The organism is Pseudomonas sp. R84 (assembly GCF_009834515.1).
Classification (GTDB): Bacteria; Pseudomonadota; Gammaproteobacteria; order Pseudomonadales; family Pseudomonadaceae; genus Aquipseudomonas.
The window spans coordinates 3,327,210-3,346,008 of record NZ_CP019426.1 but is presented as its reverse complement, the minus strand read 5'-3'; the positions used below and the strand labels follow the sequence as shown (position 1 = coordinate 3,346,008).

16 protein-coding genes are annotated in these 18,799 nt (G+C 60.1%); 5 read left to right on the top strand and 11 right to left on the bottom strand.

Features of this window, described 5'->3' with window-relative positions; genetic code table 11:
• Positions 1-7 precede the first annotated feature (7 nt).
• Both PspR84_RS14800 and PspR84_RS14795 read right to left on the bottom strand, forming a co-directional pair.
• Positions 8-931, bottom strand: coding sequence for a LysR family transcriptional regulator (locus PspR84_RS14800; RefSeq protein ID WP_160057848.1), 924 nt, complete (start codon positions 929-931; stop codon positions 8-10).
• 94 nt (positions 932-1,025) lie between these two features.
• A complete protein-coding gene (locus PspR84_RS14795) occupies positions 1,026-2,225 on the bottom strand; it encodes an MFS transporter (protein WP_160057847.1) in 1,200 nt (399 codons plus the stop codon).
• Positions 2,226-2,519: 294 nt separating this feature from the next.
• On the opposite strand from PspR84_RS14795, the gene PspR84_RS14790 reads away from it, so the two are divergent.
• From PspR84_RS14790 to PspR84_RS14770, 5 genes are all read left to right on the top strand, one after another.
• Positions 2,520-3,800: a c-type cytochrome gene (locus PspR84_RS14790; protein ID WP_160060095.1), complete on the top strand. Its 1,281-nt coding sequence runs from the start codon at positions 2,520-2,522 to the stop codon at positions 3,798-3,800.
• Positions 3,797-4,270: a (2Fe-2S)-binding protein gene (locus tag PspR84_RS14785; RefSeq protein WP_160057846.1), complete on the top strand. Its 474-nt coding sequence runs from the start codon at positions 3,797-3,799 to the stop codon at positions 4,268-4,270. The genes PspR84_RS14790 and PspR84_RS14785 overlap by 4 nt, the downstream gene beginning before the upstream one ends.
• Complete coding sequence (locus tag PspR84_RS14780; RefSeq protein WP_160057845.1) at positions 4,267-6,501, top strand: molybdopterin cofactor-binding domain-containing protein; 2,235 nt, start codon at positions 4,267-4,269, stop codon at positions 6,499-6,501. Before PspR84_RS14785 ends, PspR84_RS14780 begins: the two co-directional genes overlap by 4 nt.
• Positions 6,502-6,671: 170 nt before the next feature.
• Positions 6,672-7,784, top strand: a complete 1,113-nt coding sequence (locus PspR84_RS14775; RefSeq protein ID WP_160057844.1) for an alkene reductase — start codon at positions 6,672-6,674, stop codon at positions 7,782-7,784.
• A 255-nt stretch (positions 7,785-8,039) separates the two neighbouring features.
• The gene (locus tag PspR84_RS14770) at positions 8,040-8,999 is read left to right on the top strand and encodes a DMT family transporter (RefSeq protein WP_160057843.1); all 960 of its coding nucleotides are present in this window, start codon (positions 8,040-8,042) and stop codon (positions 8,997-8,999) included.
• A gap of 29 nt (positions 9,000-9,028) precedes the next feature.
• Here the strand turns inward: PspR84_RS14770 and PspR84_RS14765 are convergent, their stop codons facing one another.
• The 9 genes from PspR84_RS14765 to PspR84_RS14725 all read right to left on the bottom strand — a co-directional run bounded on the left by PspR84_RS14765 (position 9,029) and on the right by PspR84_RS14725 (position 18,693).
• Complete coding sequence (locus PspR84_RS14765; protein ID WP_160057842.1) at positions 9,029-9,958, bottom strand: ZIP family metal transporter; 930 nt, start codon at positions 9,956-9,958, stop codon at positions 9,029-9,031.
• 63 nt (positions 9,959-10,021) lie between these two features.
• Positions 10,022-10,270: a hypothetical protein gene (locus tag PspR84_RS14760; protein ID WP_174244452.1), complete on the bottom strand. Its 249-nt coding sequence runs from the start codon at positions 10,268-10,270 to the stop codon at positions 10,022-10,024.
• Between the two features lie 192 nt (positions 10,271-10,462).
• The gene (locus PspR84_RS14755) at positions 10,463-11,953 is read right to left on the bottom strand and encodes an aldehyde dehydrogenase (protein ID WP_160057841.1); all 1,491 of its coding nucleotides are present in this window, start codon (positions 11,951-11,953) and stop codon (positions 10,463-10,465) included.
• Position 11,954: 1 nt separating this feature from the next.
• A complete protein-coding gene (locus PspR84_RS14750) occupies positions 11,955-12,857 on the bottom strand; it encodes a dihydrodipicolinate synthase family protein (protein WP_160057840.1) in 903 nt (300 codons plus the stop codon).
• Positions 12,858-12,989: 132 nt separating this feature from the next.
• Positions 12,990-14,306 (bottom strand): FAD-binding oxidoreductase, encoded by a 1,317-nt coding sequence (locus tag PspR84_RS14745; RefSeq protein ID WP_160057839.1) that lies wholly within the window; start codon positions 14,304-14,306, stop codon positions 12,990-12,992.
• Positions 14,307-14,432: 126 nt separating this feature from the next.
• Positions 14,433-15,500, bottom strand: a complete 1,068-nt coding sequence (locus PspR84_RS14740) for a helix-turn-helix domain-containing protein (RefSeq protein WP_160057838.1) — start codon at positions 15,498-15,500, stop codon at positions 14,433-14,435.
• Between the two features lie 88 nt (positions 15,501-15,588).
• The gene (gene proX / locus PspR84_RS14735; protein ID WP_174244451.1) at positions 15,589-16,611 is read right to left on the bottom strand and encodes a glycine betaine/L-proline ABC transporter substrate-binding protein ProX; all 1,023 of its coding nucleotides are present in this window, start codon (positions 16,609-16,611) and stop codon (positions 15,589-15,591) included.
• Positions 16,612-16,654: 43 nt separating this feature from the next.
• Positions 16,655-17,608: a glycine betaine/L-proline ABC transporter permease ProW gene (gene proW / locus PspR84_RS14730; protein WP_077572874.1), complete on the bottom strand. Its 954-nt coding sequence runs from the start codon at positions 17,606-17,608 to the stop codon at positions 16,655-16,657.
• A 50-nt stretch (positions 17,609-17,658) separates the two neighbouring features.
• Positions 17,659-18,693, bottom strand: coding sequence for a glycine betaine/L-proline ABC transporter ATP-binding protein (locus PspR84_RS14725; RefSeq protein ID WP_160057837.1), 1,035 nt, complete (start codon positions 18,691-18,693; stop codon positions 17,659-17,661).
• Positions 18,694-18,799 lie beyond the last annotated feature (106 nt).

Genomic DNA, 18,799 nt, shown 5'->3' with positions numbered 1-18,799 from the left:
GGCAGGGTCACCCTGGGGGCGTGGTCGCGGGCGCCGGGTTGAGAACTTCCATCAGGAAGTCGATAAACACATTGATCCGGCTGGACCCACGGTGATTGGGTAAATACAACGCGTTGATGCACGTGCTGGCACTGCCGGGATTGACCTCGTAGTGCTCAAGCAAGCGGGTCAGCCGGCCGGCTGCGACGTCGTCGCGTACCAGCCAGTCAGCCAGCAGCGTCACCCCGCCGCCGCCGATGGCGGCCTCGCGCAGGATGTCGGCGTTGTTGCTTTGCAGGCGCCCGTGGACGTTGAGTTGAATGGGCGCGTCTTCATTCTGAAAGGTCCAGTGCTGGTGTGTGCCGCCGTAATCGAAACGCAGGCACTGATGCTCCAGCAAGTCCCGTGGATGACAGAGCGTAGCGCTACGCGCCAGATACGCCGGACTGGCGACCACCCAGCGCTCGAACTGCCCCACGCGTTTGCTGACGATGTCTTCACTGACCACCGACGATCCCAACCGCACCGAAACATCGATCTGCTCGCTGAGCAGGTCGCTGACCTGATCGCTCAGCGACAGACTGATCTCCAGACCCGGATGCCGCTCGAGCAAGCGGCTCAGGTGCGGCGCGATCAGGCGTCGGCCGAACTCCACAGGCACGCTGATGCGCAGACGGCCCTGCGCTTCGGCGCCACGATCGGCGACGACAGCATCGGCTTCGTCGATCGCGTCGAGAATCGCCACGGCTTTCTCGAAATAGGTCTGCCCGGCAACGGTCACGCTGGTGTTGCGCGTGGTGCGATTGAGCAGGCTCGCGCCCAGCTCGTGTTCCAGCCCTGCCACTTGCCGTGTCACTGACGACGTGGATATCCCGAGTTTGCGCGCGGCCGAGGAATAGCCCCCGCAGCGCACGGTTTCCACAAACATCTTCAGTGCCAGCAACTTGTCCATAAGCGGGGTCCGGTCGATAGGGAACGCGGATGATTGTGCATCACTGTTCCTCCAACGTCTTGTACCGCCGTGCTTGAACACAGTCACCGGTTGTTCAGACATCGCTCTTGCGGCTCAGAAACAACCCGAGCGCCAGCGCTGGCAGTAGCGCCACCGTGACGGCGGACAGGTTCCAGCCGAAGTGCTCGTACAGCGGACTGGCGACCAGTGAGCCCACGGCGCCGCCGACGAAAATACTGGTCATGTACACGGCGTTAAGGCGCGCACGGCTGTGGGGATCGAGGGCGTACACCTCACGCTGGCCGAGCACCATGTTCAATTGCACGGCGAAATCCAGCAGCACCGCGCACACCACCAACCAGATATAGCCGCTGCCCGGGAGCGCAGCGATCAGCAGCGAAACCGGCGCCAGCAGCAATGCGACCAGCGTGCCGCGACGACCATGCCCGGCATCGGCCAGACGTCCGGCAATCGGCGCGGCAATGGCACCCACCGCACCGACCAGCGCGAAGATCGCCACGTGTGCCTGAGTGAAACCGTGGTGACGCATCAGTTCAATCGGCGCGAGGGTCCAGAACAGGCTGAAACTTGCAAACAGCAACCCTTGATACAGCGAGCGCTGACGCAACAGCGGATAACGCCGGGCCAAGGCAAACACCGAACCGATCAGCGCAGCATAGGTGGCTTTATGCGTCGGCAGCCGACGCGGCAGTGCCACGGCGGTAATCAGCGCGATGACGGCCATCAGGGCTGATGCGCTGTAAAACACTCCGCGCCAGCCGAACACTTCAACCAACAAACTCGACAGTGGCCGCGACAACAGAATGCCCAGCAGCAGACCGCTCATGATATTGCCGACAACGCGGCCACGGCTGGCCTCGGGCGCCAGGTGCGCCGCCAGCGGCACAAGGATCTGCACAGCCACCGACGTCAGACCGATGAGCAAAGACAACACCAGGAACATCGACGGCGAATGGGTCAGTCCGGCGCACAACAGCGTGACGCTGGCCGCTAGCGTGAAGCCGACCACCAGCCGACGGTTTTCCATCAGATCGGCCAGCGGCACCAGCAGCAACAGGCCCAGTGCGTAGCCAAACTGCGTGAGCGAAACGATCAGGCTGGCATTGGCGCTGGACAGACCGATCTGCGGTGCAATCAGTTCGACGATCGGCTGCGCGTAATAAAGATTGGCCACGACCGCGCCACAGCAAAATGCCAGGAACGCGACCATCAGGCCGGAAAGTCCAGCCGGCTGTTCGGCGTTGGTCGCAATGACCGGATTGCTCGTGAGCATGATGACACCTCATTGAGTTCAGGAAAGTGCTGCCAAGGCTACGGCCCTGTGGCGATGCGCAGAATCCATGCGGCGGGCAACGCAGTGATGCGTCTGGCGCAACGGCGCAGGTGTTGCTTCTCGCGCAACGCGCTATTGCGCGCGCCGCTGATTCTCCGGCGCTGGTGGTTTCTCTACGCTTTGGCCTCTGGCGCTGTCGTCCCGGCGGCGCCCTTCCCCGGCTATCACAAGGAGCGTTTCCATGACCCGCAGCCCATCCGTCCTGTCATCGCCTGCCGCGTTTCTTCCTGTGCCATGAACAACTCATTTCTGAAATCCAGAACGCTTTGGATCAGCGTGGCCGTCGTCGCCGTGCTCGGCCTGATCGGTGCCGCTTGGCTGATGTGGCGCCCGGTGATTGCGCCGATCGAGCGCCCGACGATGTTCGACACTTCGCAGTTGCAACGCGGGGCGCGGGTGGTCGAGGCCGGCGATTGTGCGGTCTGCCATACGCGCCCCGGCGGTGAATATCTGGCCGGCGGGCTGCCGCTGGTAACGCCGTTCGGCACGCTGTACAGCACCAACATCACCCCGGACGCAGAGACCGGTATCGGCCAATGGTCGCTGCCGGCCTTCGAGCGGGCGATGCGTCAGGGCGTTGCTCGCGATGGTCACTTTCTTTATCCGGCGTTCCCCTACGTGCACTACCGGCGCATGAGTGCAGCAGATATCGCCGACGCCTACGCCTACTTGATGAGCGGCCCCGCCGTGCACGCGCCGGCCGAGCACAACCAGATGAATTTTCCGATGAACATTCGCCCGTTGGTGTCGTTCTGGAACCTGCTGTTCCTGCACGGTGAACCACTGACGCCGCTGGCACAGCGCAGCGAGGCGTGGAATCGCGGACGCTATCTGGTCGACGGGCCGGGCCATTGCTCCGGCTGCCATTCGCCGCTGAACCTGATCGGCGCGGAACAATCTTCAGAATATTTGCTAGGCGGCAGCATCGATGGCTGGCAAGCGCCTGCACTGGTCGGTATGGGCCAACGCGTCAACCCGTGGAGTCGCGCGCAACTGGTCGGCTATCTGCGCGCCGAGATCGTCGATGGCCACGGCACACCCGCCGGGCCGATGCGTCCGGTCAGCTTGAGTCTGGCCCGCTTGCCCGCCAGTGAAGCCGAGGCAATTGCCGAGTATTTGCTCAGCCTGGAAAACCCGCCTTCGGTGACAGAGACGACGGCGAAGACGCCTGCCAGTGAGCCGGCAGACCACTCGAGCGGCGCCCTGCTCTTCAGCAGTGCCTGCGCCGGCTGCCATGGCCCGGCGGCGCCGATGCGCACCATCGATGGTCGCCCGGGGTTGCAAAGCACCTCGGCGCTGCAAGCGGCCAGTTCGCGCAACTTCCTCAAAACCGTGCTTGAAGGCTTGCCCGCCACACCCGGATCGCCCGGCCCGGTGATGCCTCCATTCGCCGCCAGCCTGGACAACGCGCAACTCGGTGCACTGGCCGCGTATCTGCGTCAGCAAGCCAGCCCTGATCAGCCGTGGGCCGACCTCTCTTCCACTATTGAAGCGTTACGTCAGGAGACGAAATGAGCCCGATCACCCTCAACGTCAACGGAGCCGCGCAACCGCTTGAGCTGGAGCCGGACATGCCGCTGCTGTATGCGCTGCGCAATCACTTGAACCTCAACGGCGCCAAATACGGTTGCGGTCTCGGTCAATGTGGCGCCTGCACCGTGATCGTCGATGATCGACCGGTGTTCGCCTGCCTGACGCCCTGCGCCGGCCTCGAAGGCAAAAAGATCCGCACCGTGGAAAGCCTCGGCAGCGCGGAACAACCCGGCCCTCTGCAAGCGGCGTTCATCGAGAAACAGGCCGCGCAATGCGGTTACTGCATTGCCGGGATGCTGATGCGCGCGCAGGCGTTGCTTGAACGTAATCGACACCCGGATGAGGCGACCATTCGCGAGCACATGGCCGGCAACCTGTGTCGCTGCGGCACGCACTTGCGCATCATCGAGGCGATCAAACAGGTGGCCGGGCACAACGGGAGCCTGAAATGAGCGAGTCGAATGGTTTGCAGCCGAGTCGGCGCGCCTTTCTGCGCGGTGGTGCGTTGCTGATGGCGTTCACCCTGATGCCGGTGGCGCGACGTGTGTTGGCGGATACGGAAGTCGATACGCTCGGCACCGTGGTCCTCGCACCCGACCTGCCCGGAAGCCTGCGCACCAACCCGTTTCTCGACGCCTGGATCCGCATCGGCGCCGATGGCATTACCGTCTACACCGGCAAGGTCGAATTGGGCACCGGAGTGAAAACCGCGCTGCTGCAAATTGCCGCTGAGCGTTTGCAGGTGCCGACAACCTCCATAAACCTGCTCACCGCCGACACCGCGCTGACACCCAACGAAGGCTACACCGCCGGCAGCCACAGCATTTTCGACAGCGGTACCGCGTTGTATAACGCCGCTGCGCAGGTGCGCGAAATGCTCGTCGATGCCGCGGCGCGCCGTTGGCAGGTTGATGCGGCGCTGCTGAGCACCCGCGACGGTGTGATCGAAGGTCCGGCCAGTCAGCGGATGAGTTATGCCGACGCGGTCGGGCATGTCGATGTGCACCAATACGCCAAGGCCCAGTCACCGGCGATGGCCGCCGCTGACTTCAAACTGATCGGCCATTCTTTGCCGCGCCTCGACATCCCGGCGAAGGTCAGCGGTGGCGCAGCATTCGTCCAGGACATGCGCCTGCCGGGCATGCTGCACGCGCGGGTGATCCGCCCGCCTCGTCCGGGCTGCACGCTGCAAGCATTCGATGCGGCGTCCATCGAAGCGCTGGCTGGCGTGGTCAAGGTGATCCGCGACGGCAACTATCTGGCGGTGGTCGCCGGTGATGAGTGGCAAGCGATCAAAGCCATGCGCCGTGCCAGCGAGGTGACGCAATGGAGCGAGGGCGAGGCGATTCCCGAGGCGGCCGAAATTCATGGTCTGCTTAAACGCCTGCCCTCACGGTGCTATCCGATCAGCCACAGCGGCACGCCGAGCGGCGCGGCCGACACGCGTTTTCAGGCGCGGGTTACCAAGCAATATCTGATGCACGGCTCGATCGGCCCGTCTTGCGCAGTGGCCTGGTTCAAGGACGGCAATCTCACGGTCTGGACCCACACCCAAGGTGTTTATCCGCTGCGCGCCGGCATTGCCGAAATGCTCGGTCTGCCACCTGAGCGGGTGCGCTGTATTCATACCGAAGGCTCAGGGTGTTACGGCCACAACGGCGCCGATGATGCCGCCGCCGATGCGGCATTGATTGCCCTGCGCGTGCCCGGGACGCCGGTGCGCGTGCAATGGATGCGCGAACAGGAAAATCTTTGGGAGCCGTATAGCTCGGCGATGGTCACCGACGTCGACGCCAGCCTCAGCCAAGGCCGCCTGCAGGACTGGGCCTACGAACTCTGGACCACGCCGCACAACGAACGCATCGTCAACGCCGGGCGTCTGCTGCCGGCACGCTTGCTCGCGCGGCCCTTTACGTCAGCGCCATCCGTGCCGATCGCCCAGCCCGAAGGCGATGGTGATCGCAACGCGGTGCCGCTGTACGAGTTGAACTCGACGCGCATCAACATGACCTTTGTCACCGAAATGCCCTTTCGCACCTCGGCCATGCGTTCGCTGGGTGCGCACATCAATATCTTCGCCATCGAGGCGAGTATCGACGAACTCGCGATCCGGGCCGGCCTCGACGCGGTCGCCTTGCGTCTGGCCCATCTCAGCGACCCGCGTGCTCGCGCGGTCGTTGAACGTGTGCGTGATGAGATCGGTTGGCCGCAAAAAGGCAGCGAGCCCGGCGCCGGTATCGGTTTCGCCTTTGCCCGCTACAAAAACATCATGGGTTACTGCGCCATCGCCGTGAAGCTGCGGGTGCATCCGCAGACCGGCGAGATTCGCATCGATCACGTGGTGACGGCGGTTGACGTCGGCCAGATCGTCAGCCCAGACGGCCTGCGCAATCAGGTCGAGGGCGGCATCGTGCAGTCCGCGAGCTGGACCCTGTACGAAAAAGTTGCCTACGACGCGGGGGGTATTCGCAGCTACGACTGGAGCGGTTATCCGATTCTGCGTTTCACACAACTGCCGAAAAAAGTCGATGTGCATTTGCTCGACCAACCGGGAGAACCGTTCCTCGGTGCCGCTGAAATCGTCCAGGGGCCGATGGCCGCCGCCCTTGGCAACGCTGTCGCCAACGCCACTGGCCGGCGCTGGCTGAACCTGCCGCTGACCCGTTCTAACCAGCCCGCCTGAGCCACGCCCGTGTTCATCGCTGATGAGCACGGGCGCCATTGCGCCCTGCGCAAAACAGCGTAGCGCCGGTCACTGATTATCAGCCCCGCTGCACCCGGTTAATTTAGCGGCACTGGTTCGCGGCGCCGCTGCCGCGCTTGAATTTCCTTTGTTTTTATCTGGAGCTACCCATGACTCGTCGTCTGTTCCAACCCCTCGCACTCGGTCCTTACACCCTCGCCCACCGCGTGGCCATGGCACCGTTGACGCGCTCCCGCGCCGGCCAACCGGGCGATGTGCCGACACCGATGAACGCCGAGTACTACCGCCAGCGGGCCAGTGCCGCGCTGATCATCACCGAAGCCACACAGATCTCCCGGCAGGCTCAGGGTTACGCCTGGACGCCGGGCATCTACAGCCCAGAGCAGGTCCGGGCGTGGCGTGACGTCAGCGCGGCGGTGCATGAGGCCGGCGGGGTGATCTTCATGCAACTGTGGCACGTCGGCCGGGTGTCCCACCCCAGTTTCCAACCCGATGCCGGCCTGCCGGTTGCGCCCAGCGCGCTGCCGGTGCCGGGCAAGACATTTATCGTCGATGAAAACGGTCACGGCGTCTGGGGAGACGTGCCGGTGCCGCGTGCGCTGGAAACCGCAGAAATCGCCGGGATCGTCGAGGACTATCGCGTGGCCGCGCGCAACGCATTGCAGGCAGGCATGGACGGCGTGGAAATTCATGCCGGCAACGGTTACCTGCTCGATCAGTTTCTTAACAGCAACAGCAATCAGCGTAACGATGCCTATGGCGGCAGCGTGGCGAATCGCGCGCGGTTTCTGCTGGAAGTGGTGGCGGCCGTCACTGAAGAAGTCGGTGCCGAACGGGTCGGCGTACGCCTGACGCCGATGGGGCGCTTTATGGGCATGGGTGATGACACTCCGGAGGCAACCTTCGGCCACCTCGTCGAAGCGCTTAACCAATGGAATCTGGCCTATCTGCACCTGGTCGAGCCAGCAATGGTCGGCACAGTCAAAGATGAGAACTTCGACCCGCGCTGGGACGCGATCATTGCGCAGTTGCGCAAGACGTGGAACGGCGTGCTGATCCTGGCGGGCGGCTACGATGCGCAATCTGCCGAACAGGCACTGATTACCGATCGTGCCGACATCATTGCGTTCGGCCGCCCGTTCCTGGCCAACCCTGACTTGCCGCGTCGGCTGCATGATGGTCTGGCGCTCAACGCGCCAGACCCGAGCAGCTTTTTCGGCGGGGATCAGCGTGGGTATATCGATTATCCATTTCATGCTTGAGCAGAAGCAGACCACCCGCCTGTCATGAATGTGTAAATCCCTGGAAGCAGGGGCCGATACGCCCCTGTTCTATCAAGTCATACGATCTCTACGCTTAATCAAATACGTAAAAATCCACCTTGACGCCGAGCATATGCGTATCTGTGCGCTTTCAGGCCTATTGCCCGATGTCGCTGAATGCGATAAAACGGCTAGTTGTACGACAACCTAATAAAAACCAAGTCGTTCGAACGGCTAATAATCCTGAGATCTGCCATGCCTCGCCCTACCGCTACGCAAGCCGTGCCGCCACCCTACCCCCGTTATCTGGCGGTGATCATTCTGTTGTGCATGGGCTGTGCATTTGCCGGCAATCATGTGGCGGCGCGGGTCGCATTTGATGATGGTGCGGGTGTGTTGCTGGCTATTTTGATGCGTTCCGGCGGGACCCTGCTGGTGCTCGCCATCCTGGTGCTGTGGCAAAGACAAAGCCCGCGCTTGCCGGCCGGTGCCTGGCGCTGGCAACTGTTGCTGGGGTTGCTGATCACTGCGCAGAGTCTGTGCCTTTACTCTGCTGTCGCACGGGTGCCGGTGGCGCTGGCCCTGCTGGTGGCGAACGTATTTCCTATTCTGCTGGCATTGCTCACCTGGGCGCTGGGTGGCCAGCGACCGAGCGCACGCACTGCGACGTTGATGGGTTTGATTCTGTTGGGTCTGGTGTTTGTGCTGGACGTCCCCGGGCGTCTCTCGACCACGACAGACGTCAGTGCGCAATGGCTGACCGGCGTCGCGCTCGCGTTCTGTGCCGCCAGCGTGTTCGCCTGCGCGTTGTGGATCACCGACCACAAACTGTCTCAGGTACGCGGCTCGGTGCGCAGTCTGCTGACCATTTTCATCGTGTTCAGCAGCGTCAACCTGGCAGGACTGACGGGCGCCCTTCCCGGCGGCTTGAACCTGCCCGCCACCTCGACCGGATGGCTGGCCCTTGCCACCCTGGTGGTGCTGTACGGCACAGGTTTTATCGTCCTGTTCATTTCCGTGCCTCGCCTCGACATGCCGCGCAATGCGCCGGTCATGAACATCGAGCCACTAGCAACGCTGTTGATGGGCTGGATTGTGCTGGACCAAATGCTCAGTACAGGACAGATTTTCGGCGGGGTGATTGTGGTCACGGGCATCGTTTTGCTGACTTACCGTAAATCAGTAGTCAAGGCTGAGGTTAAAGCCAGTGCGTGAGGGTTTCTCTCCAGTGGTCAGGTTCGTGATTAACCCAAAGCAGTATCGAGAAACATCATCACCCCAAAGCCGAGCATCAGTCCCAAGGTAGCCGGGGTCTCATGACCGTTGCGATGGGTCTCGGGAATGACCTCATGGGAGACCACAAAAATCATCGCCCCGGCGGCCAAACCGAGCGCAACGGGATATCCCAACGCAAAGCTGCTGGAAATGCCCAGTCCGACAATGGCGCCAATCGGTTCCATCAACCCCGAACCCACTGCAATAAGCGCTGCGCGAAGTGCAGAGATGCCTGTCACGCGTAACGCTAGAGCGACAGCCAGGCCTTCGGGAATATCCTGGATGGCGATCGCCGTGGTCAGCGGGAGTCCCACCTTCATGTCGCCGTTGGCGAAGCTCACGCCAATGGCCATGCCTTCCGGCAGGTTATGCAGTGTGATTGCCAGGACGAACAACCAGACACGATTGATGCGCTGCGCGTCCGGCCCTCGGCGTCCGCTTTTCTCGTGTTCGTGAGGCACGAAACGATCAAGGCCGACCATCAGCGCTACGCCCAATCCCAACCCTGCGACGACGACGCAGGCCGCGAGCAACTGGTTATCGCAAAGCGCCCGAGCCGCTTCTATGCCAGGCAGAATGAGCGAAAACGAACTCGCGGCCAGCATCATCCCGGCGGCGAAGCCGAGCATGATGTCTTGGGTTCGGGCGGCGATGTCTCGCAACGCGATCGCTACGACAGCACCGATTGCTGTCGCAGCGAAGCCAGTCATGCCACCGATAAAAGCGAAGTGCAGATTTTGTTTGTTCGCCCCGACAAAGGCGCCATACCCGCTTATCAGCAGGAAGATTGTCACGCCGATCAGAATTGACCAGAAGACCCGCCCGCCCCATCCAGACCCTGAGAAACGAGCGAACCAGGAGCGAGTTGGTGCACCTGATGAGGACAACGGCTCGGGCATGGAAATCTCCTGTTTTGTTGATTCGATCTTTTCAGTGGATGCGGATAACGACCGTACATGACCTCAATGGTAATCGTCTCCAGCGACTGCGCGCAGGTACGCGACATCTGCTTCTCTTCGCAGGTCGCGCCACTCGTTCCAACTGAGTATGCCCAAGCGGTCCATTTCATCCGACTGGCGCAGCAGTTCGTCGTGATAGGCGTCTGGGCAGTCCATGCGCAGTTCAAGGTTTTCCAGTGCACGTTGCCAGGCAGCCAAAGCGAGTAGTCTGGTTTCTTGTGCGAATGTCAGTTGGTTCTTGAACGCGTTCATTTCGCCACCCCCGAACATTGCACGGTTGAGCGACCGATTTCGGGTTAGGTTCAAAATGTCTGAAGAAAAGCGGATGACTGAAAGCTTTTTTGCTGACGTGGCTACCAACCAATCCAGCTCATGGATTGGGTAAATCGCCCCGCCACTGAATCCAGTGTCGGGGGCGATGTGGTTTCTTGCGTCAAGGCGCTATCAGGAAGCGTCAATCCAGATGGTTTTGATTTCAGTGTATTGGTCGTGCGCCCAGATCGACTTGTCGCGCCCGCCGAACCCTGATTCCTTGTAGCCGCCGAATGGCGTGGAGGCGTCGCCCTCACCGAAGCAGTTCACCGTGACGATCCCGGCGCGAATCCCGCGTGAGAGTTTCAGGGCATGGCGCAGGTTGCCGGTGTAAGCCGATGCTGCCAGACCGTAGGCTGTGTCGTTGGCCAGCGCAATGGCTTCGTCAACGGTCTGGAAGGTGGTGACGCTCAGTACCGGGCCGAAGATCTCTTCCTGGAACAAACGGCTATCGCGACTCACGCCGTCAACGATAGTCGGTTCGACGAAAATATCCTGGCGGGTTTTGCCGCCCACCAGCACGCGCAGGTTTTCGTCGCGGGCCACATCAAGGTAGGAGCGCACCTTGTCGAAATGCGCCTTGCTGATCATCGAGCCCAAGCGATTTTCAGGGTCCAATGGATCGCCCATTTTCCAGTCGCCCAGATGCACCTGGACACGCTGCAACAGTTCATCCTTGACGTCAGCGTGGACGATCAGCCGCGATGAGGCCGAACAGTTTTCACCCATGTTCCAGAAGGCGCCGTTGACCACATGCTGGGCGACGTGGTCGATGTCTTCGACATCATTCATCACCACAGCAGGGTTCTTGCCGCCACATTCCAGCACGATGCGTTTCAGGTTCGATTCGCTGGAATATTTGAGGAACAGCCGGCCGGTATCGGTTGAACCGGTGAAGCTGACCATCGCCACATCCGGATGACGACCCAGCGGCTCACCGGCCTCCTTGCCTCCCCCGGGCACGACGTTGAACACGCCGGCGGGAATCCCCGCCTGATACGCCAGTTCGGCGACACGCAAGGTGCTCAAGGTGGTTTCCTTGGCCGGTTTGACCACGATCGAACAGCCTGCGGCCAGCGACGGGCCGATTTTCCAGGCGAGCATCAGCAGCGGGAAGTTCCACGGCAACACCAGGCCGACAACGCCGATCGGTTCACGCACGACCATGGTTACCGCACCCGAGCCGACCGGTGCCGTAGCGTCGTAGATCTTGTCGATCAGCTCGGCATGCCAACGTAACGTATGAATCGATTCCGGCACGTCGATGTTCTGGCATTCACGAATCGGCTTGCCACTGTCCAGGCTTTCCAGCACCGCCAGCTCATGGGCGTGGTCTTCCAGTAATTGGGCGAAGCGCAGCAATACCGATTTGCGTGCGGACGGCGCCAGTGAATGCCAGCGTGCGTCATCGAAGGCTTCCTTCGCCGCCGCTACGGCCGCGTCGACATCATCGGCGTTGCACGCAGCAATCTCAGTCAGCACCTGGTCGGTAGCCGGGTTGGTTGTGGTGAATGTCTTGCCTGAACGCGAGGCGCAAAACTGGCCGTTGATGAACGCTTGATTGCGAAATTCGAGCTTCGCAGCCAGCTCGAGGTATTGCTCTTTACTCAGCAGGTCTGCCATTTCAAGCCTCCTCGACGATACGCGCGACGTTTTTCTGCAGGGTTTTGATCACACCTTCCAGCGCTTGCTTCTCGGAAGGCTCCAGTGCTTGCAGTGGCGCACGGACGCCGCCGGCACGCAGGCCACTGAGTTCGCTGCCATGTTTGATTGACTGCACGAACTTGCCGCTCTCGAGGAAATCCATCAACGGCAGCATCGCCGACATGATCCGCCGACCTTTATCGAAGTTCTTTTCCAGCACGCAGGCTTCGTAAAGCGCGATGTGTTCGCGCGGGATGAAGTTCGAACCGGCGCAAACCCAGCTGCGCGCACCCCAGGCGAAAAACTCCAGCGCCTGATCATCCCAGCCACAGGACAATTGGATCGACGGATGAGCGTGAGCCAGACGGTGCAGGCGACTCATCTCGCCCGAACTTTCCTTGATCGCGGCGATATTCTTGCAGCCAGCGATGGCTTCGAAAAACTCGTCGCCCATCGCCACGCCCATTCGCGACGGATAGTTGTAAAGCATGATCGGCAGCCCGGCCGCCTTGTCCACGGCGAGCACATGGGCGGCAATTTCCTTCTGCGTCGGCAAGGCATACGGTGGCGAACCGACCAGAATCGCGTCCGCTTTCAGGGATTTGGCCTTTTCGGCGAAGTACACCGAGTCTTCGGTACGAATGCCGCCGGTGCCGATGACCAGAGGCAAGCGTCCGCGGATCACCTCTTTGGCGCGCTCGGCCACGGCCACGCGCTCCTCGGCGGTGTGCGCGTAATACTCGCCGGTGGAGCCGCCAATAACGATGCCGTGAACCTTGGACTCGATCAGATATTCGAGCACGTCGGCGAACGCCGAATAGTCGATCTGGCCATCAGCGGACAACGGGGTAATGGCAGGGGTAAAAATTCCGTCAAAGTTCATAGCGTTTTCTCCAGTGGTTCAATGTTCAATCCGTGCGCCCGACGGCATGCCGGGCAGACCGTGGTTATTGGCGGCGCAAGCCTTCAGGACGGCAGCAGAGCGACGAGGCTTCGGCGACTAGTCACCTCAGACTCAGCTTTCTCTCCCGGCGCGGTACTGCCCCCACTTGAGGTTCATGTTCACCCCAAGCGAAAGAAACGGTTCTGGCGGGTTGCTGTTGGGACCTGGCGCCTGCAACAGGAAATCAATCAGTGGGTCACGCTGCCCCGCCAGCCAGTCAGCGAGCAACTTGCCGGTGACGGTTCCGCGCGTGACGCCCAGACCGTTGCATCCGAGCGCGGCATAAACGTTGGGCGCCAGTTCACCGAAGAAGCCGTTGTGGTTGCGCGACATGGCCAAGGCGCCGCCCCAGGTGTAGTCGAACGTCACGCCCGGCAACATCGGGAACCGCTGATCGAATGACGCCTTGTGCCGACGCACGAAACGTTCGTTGTATTTGCTGTTGCTGCGGCCATCCGGGTTGAAGGTGAAGCTGTTGCGGATCAGCAGACGGTTGTCCGGGGTGCGGCGCACCGTGGTGCCGAACGGATCCGCCGGAATGGCGCCCCAGAACGGTTTACCGCCAAGGCGCGCCTGTTCCTCTTCGGTCAGCGGCCGCGTGATGCTCGCGTAGGTGTAGATCGGCAACATGCGCCCTTGCAGGAAACCGAAGCGCATGCCGAACGAGTTGTTCGCCAGAATCAGTTTGTCGGCGGTGATGCTGCCGTGGGCATGTTTGAGGAGCGTCTTGGCGCCGTATTCCACTTCCAGAATCGGGGTGCGCTCATACAGCGTGACGTTCGATGGCAAATTGTCGGCCAGGCCTTTCACCAGTCCGGACGGTTGCAATAACACTGCGCCCGGCGTGAACAACGCCTTGCGGTAAAACCGCGTGCCCAAATGTTCGGGCAACTCATCGGCATCAATCATCTGAAAAGGCTGATCGAGTTTTTCCAGGCCCCGGCGATAGGCATCGAGTACGGCGATACCGCGGGTCTCTACCGCTGCCTGATATTTGCCGCAGGCTTTCATCTGGCATTCGATGCGGTATTGATCGACCAGCTCGCGAAGTATCGATTGGCCGGCCAGATTGAGTTTCAAACTGGTGCGGGCCAGTGCGATGTCACCGATGTAATCCTCAGCGCCAATGTCATGGGGAAGGTCAATGGCAAAACCGGCATTGCGACCCGACGGGCCCAGTCCGACTTCCTGCGCTTCGATAAGCACCACTTCGTCGTCGGGAAAATTCAACGCCAGTTGCCGCGCGCACGCCAGTCCCGTGAAGCCGGCACCGATGATCACCCAGCGGGCTGAACGGTGCCCACGGTGAGCCGGCTCGGGACTGCGTGGCGTGCTCAGATGAAACCAGCCACAACTATCATCATCGGCGGGTAATGAACTGACTTTCATAGTGTTAAACCGTTAATCGTTGAAGTTGCAAAACGCACGCGACACAAAGCACACGCACGCAATGGCGTTGATCCGGAAACTTGCAAAACTGGCACTTGCACAAACAATGACGATTGACTGCTTGTTTTAAAAACTGGCCGCTACGGTATAACGTCCGCTACTGGCACAGTCGTTGGCGTAGTAATAATCCCTGAAGGTCATGGGCGGTAAGCCGAACAGGTCCTTGAAGCGTTTATAGAAGTGCGGATAACTGACAAACCCGGTTGCCAGTGCCACATCCGTCAACGAGCGATCACTTTGCACAATCAGTTGCCGGGCCCGGGTCAAACGCAGTTCCAGGTAGTAGCGATTCGGTGCCGCATTGAGATAGCGGGCAAACCTTCTTTCCAGTTGCCGGCGTGACACGCCGACCTGGCTGGCGATTGCATCGATTTCCAGCGGTTCCTCAATGTTCTTTTCCATCAAGTCGAGCGCGATGTTCAAAGGCTTTGGAATCGATGAACAGCGAAGGCTGTCGGCATTTGCCGAGAACTTCGGACGAGCTTGTGCGGGCTGGTGAACACGTTTTATCTCATCGACCAGTACCGCATCGTTGTGCGCACCCAGTTCCTGCATGATCGCCAGGGTCATATCCAGCGCCGAATGAGCGTTGGCGCAAGTGGCCCGACGCTGTGTGCAAATAAACTCGCGAGTCGAAACTTTCAACTGCGGGAAATATTCATGGACCAGACCGCAGCTGTCGCTGTGGCAGGCGAACTCCTGAGTATCGAGCAAACCGGCATCGGCGAGATAGAACGCGGCATTCCAGCAACCGGCAACGATCCCTTTGCTCGCGGACCTCTTCAGCACTCGGCGCAGCACTGGCTGCGTGGCAAGCCTCACACGCTGGCCTCCGACGACAATCACTGCATCATGACTGAAGCCTTCTGCGACCAGCCTTTGCGAAGCCAGCGACACGCCGATATCACTTTCAACCAGTCCACCCTGAAGTGAGTAGGTCGATACCGTGTAAATCGTCTCAGCGTTGATCAGGTTTCCAGTGGCCAGGGCATCCATCGCCGTTGAAAGGGTCGTCAACGAAAAATGATCGAGCAGGATAAACGCCACCCGCACCATGCGTTCATGGCCCGACATCACGGTGGATGGGCGAAAGCCGATGTTCTGTTGTTTCAACGGACTCTGGAACGTTTCCATCTTGCGTCACCCGCTCGCCTTCACTTGAAACGACAACCCTGTGGCTTGGCGACTGGCACCGCCCGCCGCCAACCCGTGTTCGAACCGATTACTTCGCTACCGCCCGGGCGTCACTCAACCAACCGTCATAGGCTTGCTGGTTGGCCTTGATCCATTCCGCGGCATGGCGCTTGATGTCGGCCAGCGACTTTTCACCGTTTTGCATGCGCAGGTTTTGCGCACTTTCAGCGGCCGTCGGGATGCTGACTTCAGAGAGGAATTTGCGCGCCACCGGGTTCTTCTCAGCGAACTCTTTGTTCATGACGGCATTGATCGTGTCCACCGGGAAACCGAGGTTCTTGCCGTCATGGAAGGTGTCCTTGCTTTCCTTGCCATCCGGCAGCGAGGTGAAAGGTACCGGCAACCAGACCACGTCACGCCCTTCCACCAATACACTGGCAATCCACTGCGGAACCCAAGTGAAAAACAGCACGGGCTTGCCTTGCTGAAGCCGCGCAATGGTGTCAGCCATCAACGCGAAGTAGGAGCCGCGGTTGTCGACTACGGTTGGACCCAAGCCATAGGCTTTCATGTGGTGTTCGATCATGATCTCGCAGCCCCAGCCCGGGTTGCAGCCCGTCAGGTCGGCCTTGCCGTCACCGTTACTGTCAAAGAGTTTGGCGATTTCGGGTTTCTTCAGGTCCGACAGATCCTTGATCTGATAAGCGTCGGCAGTTTTCTTGTCGATCATGTAGCCCTGGAGCACGCCTTTCATGACTTGCCCGACTTTGACCATCACGTCATCGCCGCCGGCCTTTTCATAAAACGCTTGGTGCAGGTGTTCCCATTCATGCACGGTGAAGTCCGCATCGCCGTAAGACAGCGCGAGAAACATCGCCGGGTAGTCGACTTCTTTTGGCTGTTTGACGTCGTAGCCCAGCTCCTTAAGGCCGGCGATCACCACCTCACCACGAAAGCGTTCTTCAGCAATGGTCGGGAAAATCGGTGTAATCGAAACACCGGCACCCGGTTTGTTGGCATCGGCCGCGTAGGCCGCCGAGCACAGCAAAGTCCCAAACACTGAAGCTACCAGGCTCGCAACCACGCTTTTCTTGAGATTTGTCAGTTTCATGTTTCACCACGCTTGGAGTTTTTAATGGGGTGAGCAGGCCAACTCAATTCGTCACTGGACGTGCAACGTTCTTCTTTTTCTTCAGTTTCATGACCAGCCCCACCGGGCCGCTTTCATACCAGCGCTGACCAGTGGCCAGATCGCTGCTGCGCTCACCCATTGCCTGGGTCAGTCGGTCAAGGAATACCGCGAGCAGCACCAGCCCCGCGCCGCCGACGCTAGCCAGGCCCATGTCGAGGCGACCGATGCCGCTCAACACCATCAAGCCCAGACCGCCCACCGAAATCATCGAGGCGACCACCACCATCGACAGCGACAGCATCAACGTCTGGTTGAGACCGGCCATCATCGTTGGCGCCGCCAACGGCAACTGCACCTTCATCAGCATTTGCGTGGCCGTGCAGCCAAACGCGCGGGCAGCTTCGACCTTGTCCGCAGGGACTTGGCGAATACCAAGGTTGGTCAGCCGCACCAGCGGCGCGACGGAAAAGATGATGGTGACGATCACACCGGGGACGTTGCCGATACCAAAGAGCATCACCACCGGCACCAGATAGACGAACGCGGGCAGTGTTTGCATGGCATCCAGTACCGGACGGATGATCATTTCCGTGCGATCACTGCGTGCACACAGGATGCCCAGCGGTATGCCGATCACTGCGCAGAACAACAGCGATGTCAGCACCAGGGCCAGCGTGACCATCGCATCGCTCCACACACCGATCAGTCCAAGCCCGGTGAGGGTGGCGACGCTGAAAATGGCGATGCGTTTGCCGCCAATCTGCCAACTGATCAGTCCGGCGATGATGATGAACACCGTCGGCGGAACCGACAGCAGTCCCCACTGCACACCGTCGAGCACTTGATCGACCGGCCAGCGGATCGAGCGAAACACTTCCCTGAAGTTATGCACCAGGTATTTAAGGGCGGTTTCCACCCAGGATCCCAAAGGAATATTGAGACTTTGAAAGGGATCTAAAAAGTTGAAGTCTGACATGATGCTACCTCGCACTCAGAAACGGCATATCAATGCTGATTATTCGCAATTCAGCTGTTACACAGACAACTCAGAAGATGGCCTTGCGAAATCGAGCCTTTATAAAGCCCAACTTCATCCACAACCGGCATGGGAGTTGCCGAGGCAGCAACAAGATGAAAGATGTCGCGAAGAGACGCTTCCGCTTTAATCGGTGTTTGCCCGCCCGGTATGTAAGCGACATTGCCATCCTGTTGCGCGATATCGCCCGCTTTCAGAATGCGACTGGTGTCGAAGCCATTAAAGAAATCACGAACATATTTATTCACCGGGTTGCACAGAAGTTCACGCGGCGTGCCGATTTGCACCACGCGCCCGCCTTCCATGATCGCAATGCGGTGACCGATGCGAACCGCTTCTTCTATATCGTGGGAGATGAAAATGATCGTGCGGTCCTGCTCGGCCTGCAGCTTGATCAGTTCGCCCTGCATCTCGCTGCGAATCATCGGATCGAGTGCCGAGAAGGCTTCGTCCATCAGCAGAATGGCGGGATCGTTGGCCAGCGCGCGGGCCAGGCCGACGCGTTGCTGCATGCCGCCGGAGAGTTGGTGAGGAAAGCTGAGCTCCTGCCCCGAGAGCCCGACCTGCTCCAGTGCGCCCATCGCACGGCAATAGCGCTCTTTCTCGCTGACCCCGCTGATTTCCAGGCCGAAGCTGACGTTGTCGATGACGCTCATGTGCGGCATCAAAGCAAACGACTGGAAGACCATGCCCATGTCTTTGCGACGAACCTGCAACAAGTCCTTGTCGCCCAGGCCGGTGATTTCCTTGCCATTGAGAAAGATCTGCCCGGAGGTCGGTTCAATCAACCGGTTGAACAATCGGACCATGGTCGATTTGCCCGAGCCGGACAAACCCATGATCACGAAAATCTCACCGCGGCGAACCGAGAAGTTGGCATCAAAAACACCAATCGCCTGACCGGTCTTTTTAAACACTTCAGCTTTTGATGCGCCTTCTTTAACCATTTTCATGGCAAGTGCTGGCTGCGTACCGAAGACTTTGAAAACATTCTTTACGCAGATGATCTCGTCGGAACTTGTCATACCTTGCCTCCTTCGCATCGTGCATCTTTCGCATCAAGCGACAGGCAAACGAGCAAAAATAATTGTAAGCGGCAGCGGTAATGAATAGATGTCTTCACGACGGGCT

What these genes read in the sequence shown, in the direction of transcription:
- PspR84_RS14800 (WP_160057848.1), bottom strand. Translation starts at nt 931, where the DNA reads ATGGACAAGTTGCTGGCACTGAAGATGTTTGTGGAAACCGTGCGCTGC.
- PspR84_RS14795 (WP_160057847.1), bottom strand. Translation starts at nt 2,225, where the DNA reads ATGCTCACGAGCAATCCGGTCATTGCGACCAACGCCGAACAGCCGGCT.
- PspR84_RS14790 (WP_160060095.1), top strand. Translation starts at nt 2,520, where the DNA reads ATGAACAACTCATTTCTGAAATCCAGAACGCTTTGGATCAGCGTGGCC.
- PspR84_RS14785 (WP_160057846.1), top strand. Translation starts at nt 3,797, where the DNA reads ATGAGCCCGATCACCCTCAACGTCAACGGAGCCGCGCAACCGCTTGAG.
- PspR84_RS14780 (WP_160057845.1), top strand. Translation starts at nt 4,267, where the DNA reads ATGAGCGAGTCGAATGGTTTGCAGCCGAGTCGGCGCGCCTTTCTGCGC.
- PspR84_RS14775 (WP_160057844.1), top strand. Translation starts at nt 6,672, where the DNA reads ATGACTCGTCGTCTGTTCCAACCCCTCGCACTCGGTCCTTACACCCTC.
- PspR84_RS14770 (WP_160057843.1), top strand. Translation starts at nt 8,040, where the DNA reads ATGCCTCGCCCTACCGCTACGCAAGCCGTGCCGCCACCCTACCCCCGT.
- PspR84_RS14765 (WP_160057842.1), bottom strand. Translation starts at nt 9,958, where the DNA reads ATGCCCGAGCCGTTGTCCTCATCAGGTGCACCAACTCGCTCCTGGTTC.
- PspR84_RS14760 (WP_174244452.1), bottom strand. Translation starts at nt 10,270, where the DNA reads ATGAACGCGTTCAAGAACCAACTGACATTCGCACAAGAAACCAGACTA.
- PspR84_RS14755 (WP_160057841.1), bottom strand. Translation starts at nt 11,953, where the DNA reads ATGGCAGACCTGCTGAGTAAAGAGCAATACCTCGAGCTGGCTGCGAAG.
- PspR84_RS14750 (WP_160057840.1), bottom strand. Translation starts at nt 12,857, where the DNA reads ATGAACTTTGACGGAATTTTTACCCCTGCCATTACCCCGTTGTCCGCT.
- PspR84_RS14745 (WP_160057839.1), bottom strand. Translation starts at nt 14,306, where the DNA reads ATGAAAGTCAGTTCATTACCCGCCGATGATGATAGTTGTGGCTGGTTT.
- PspR84_RS14740 (WP_160057838.1), bottom strand. Translation starts at nt 15,500, where the DNA reads ATGGAAACGTTCCAGAGTCCGTTGAAACAACAGAACATCGGCTTTCGC.
- proX (WP_174244451.1), bottom strand. Translation starts at nt 16,611, where the DNA reads ATGAAACTGACAAATCTCAAGAAAAGCGTGGTTGCGAGCCTGGTAGCT.
- proW (WP_077572874.1), bottom strand. Translation starts at nt 17,608, where the DNA reads ATGTCAGACTTCAACTTTTTAGATCCCTTTCAAAGTCTCAATATTCCT.
- PspR84_RS14725 (WP_160057837.1), bottom strand. Translation starts at nt 18,693, where the DNA reads ATGACAAGTTCCGACGAGATCATCTGCGTAAAGAATGTTTTCAAAGTC.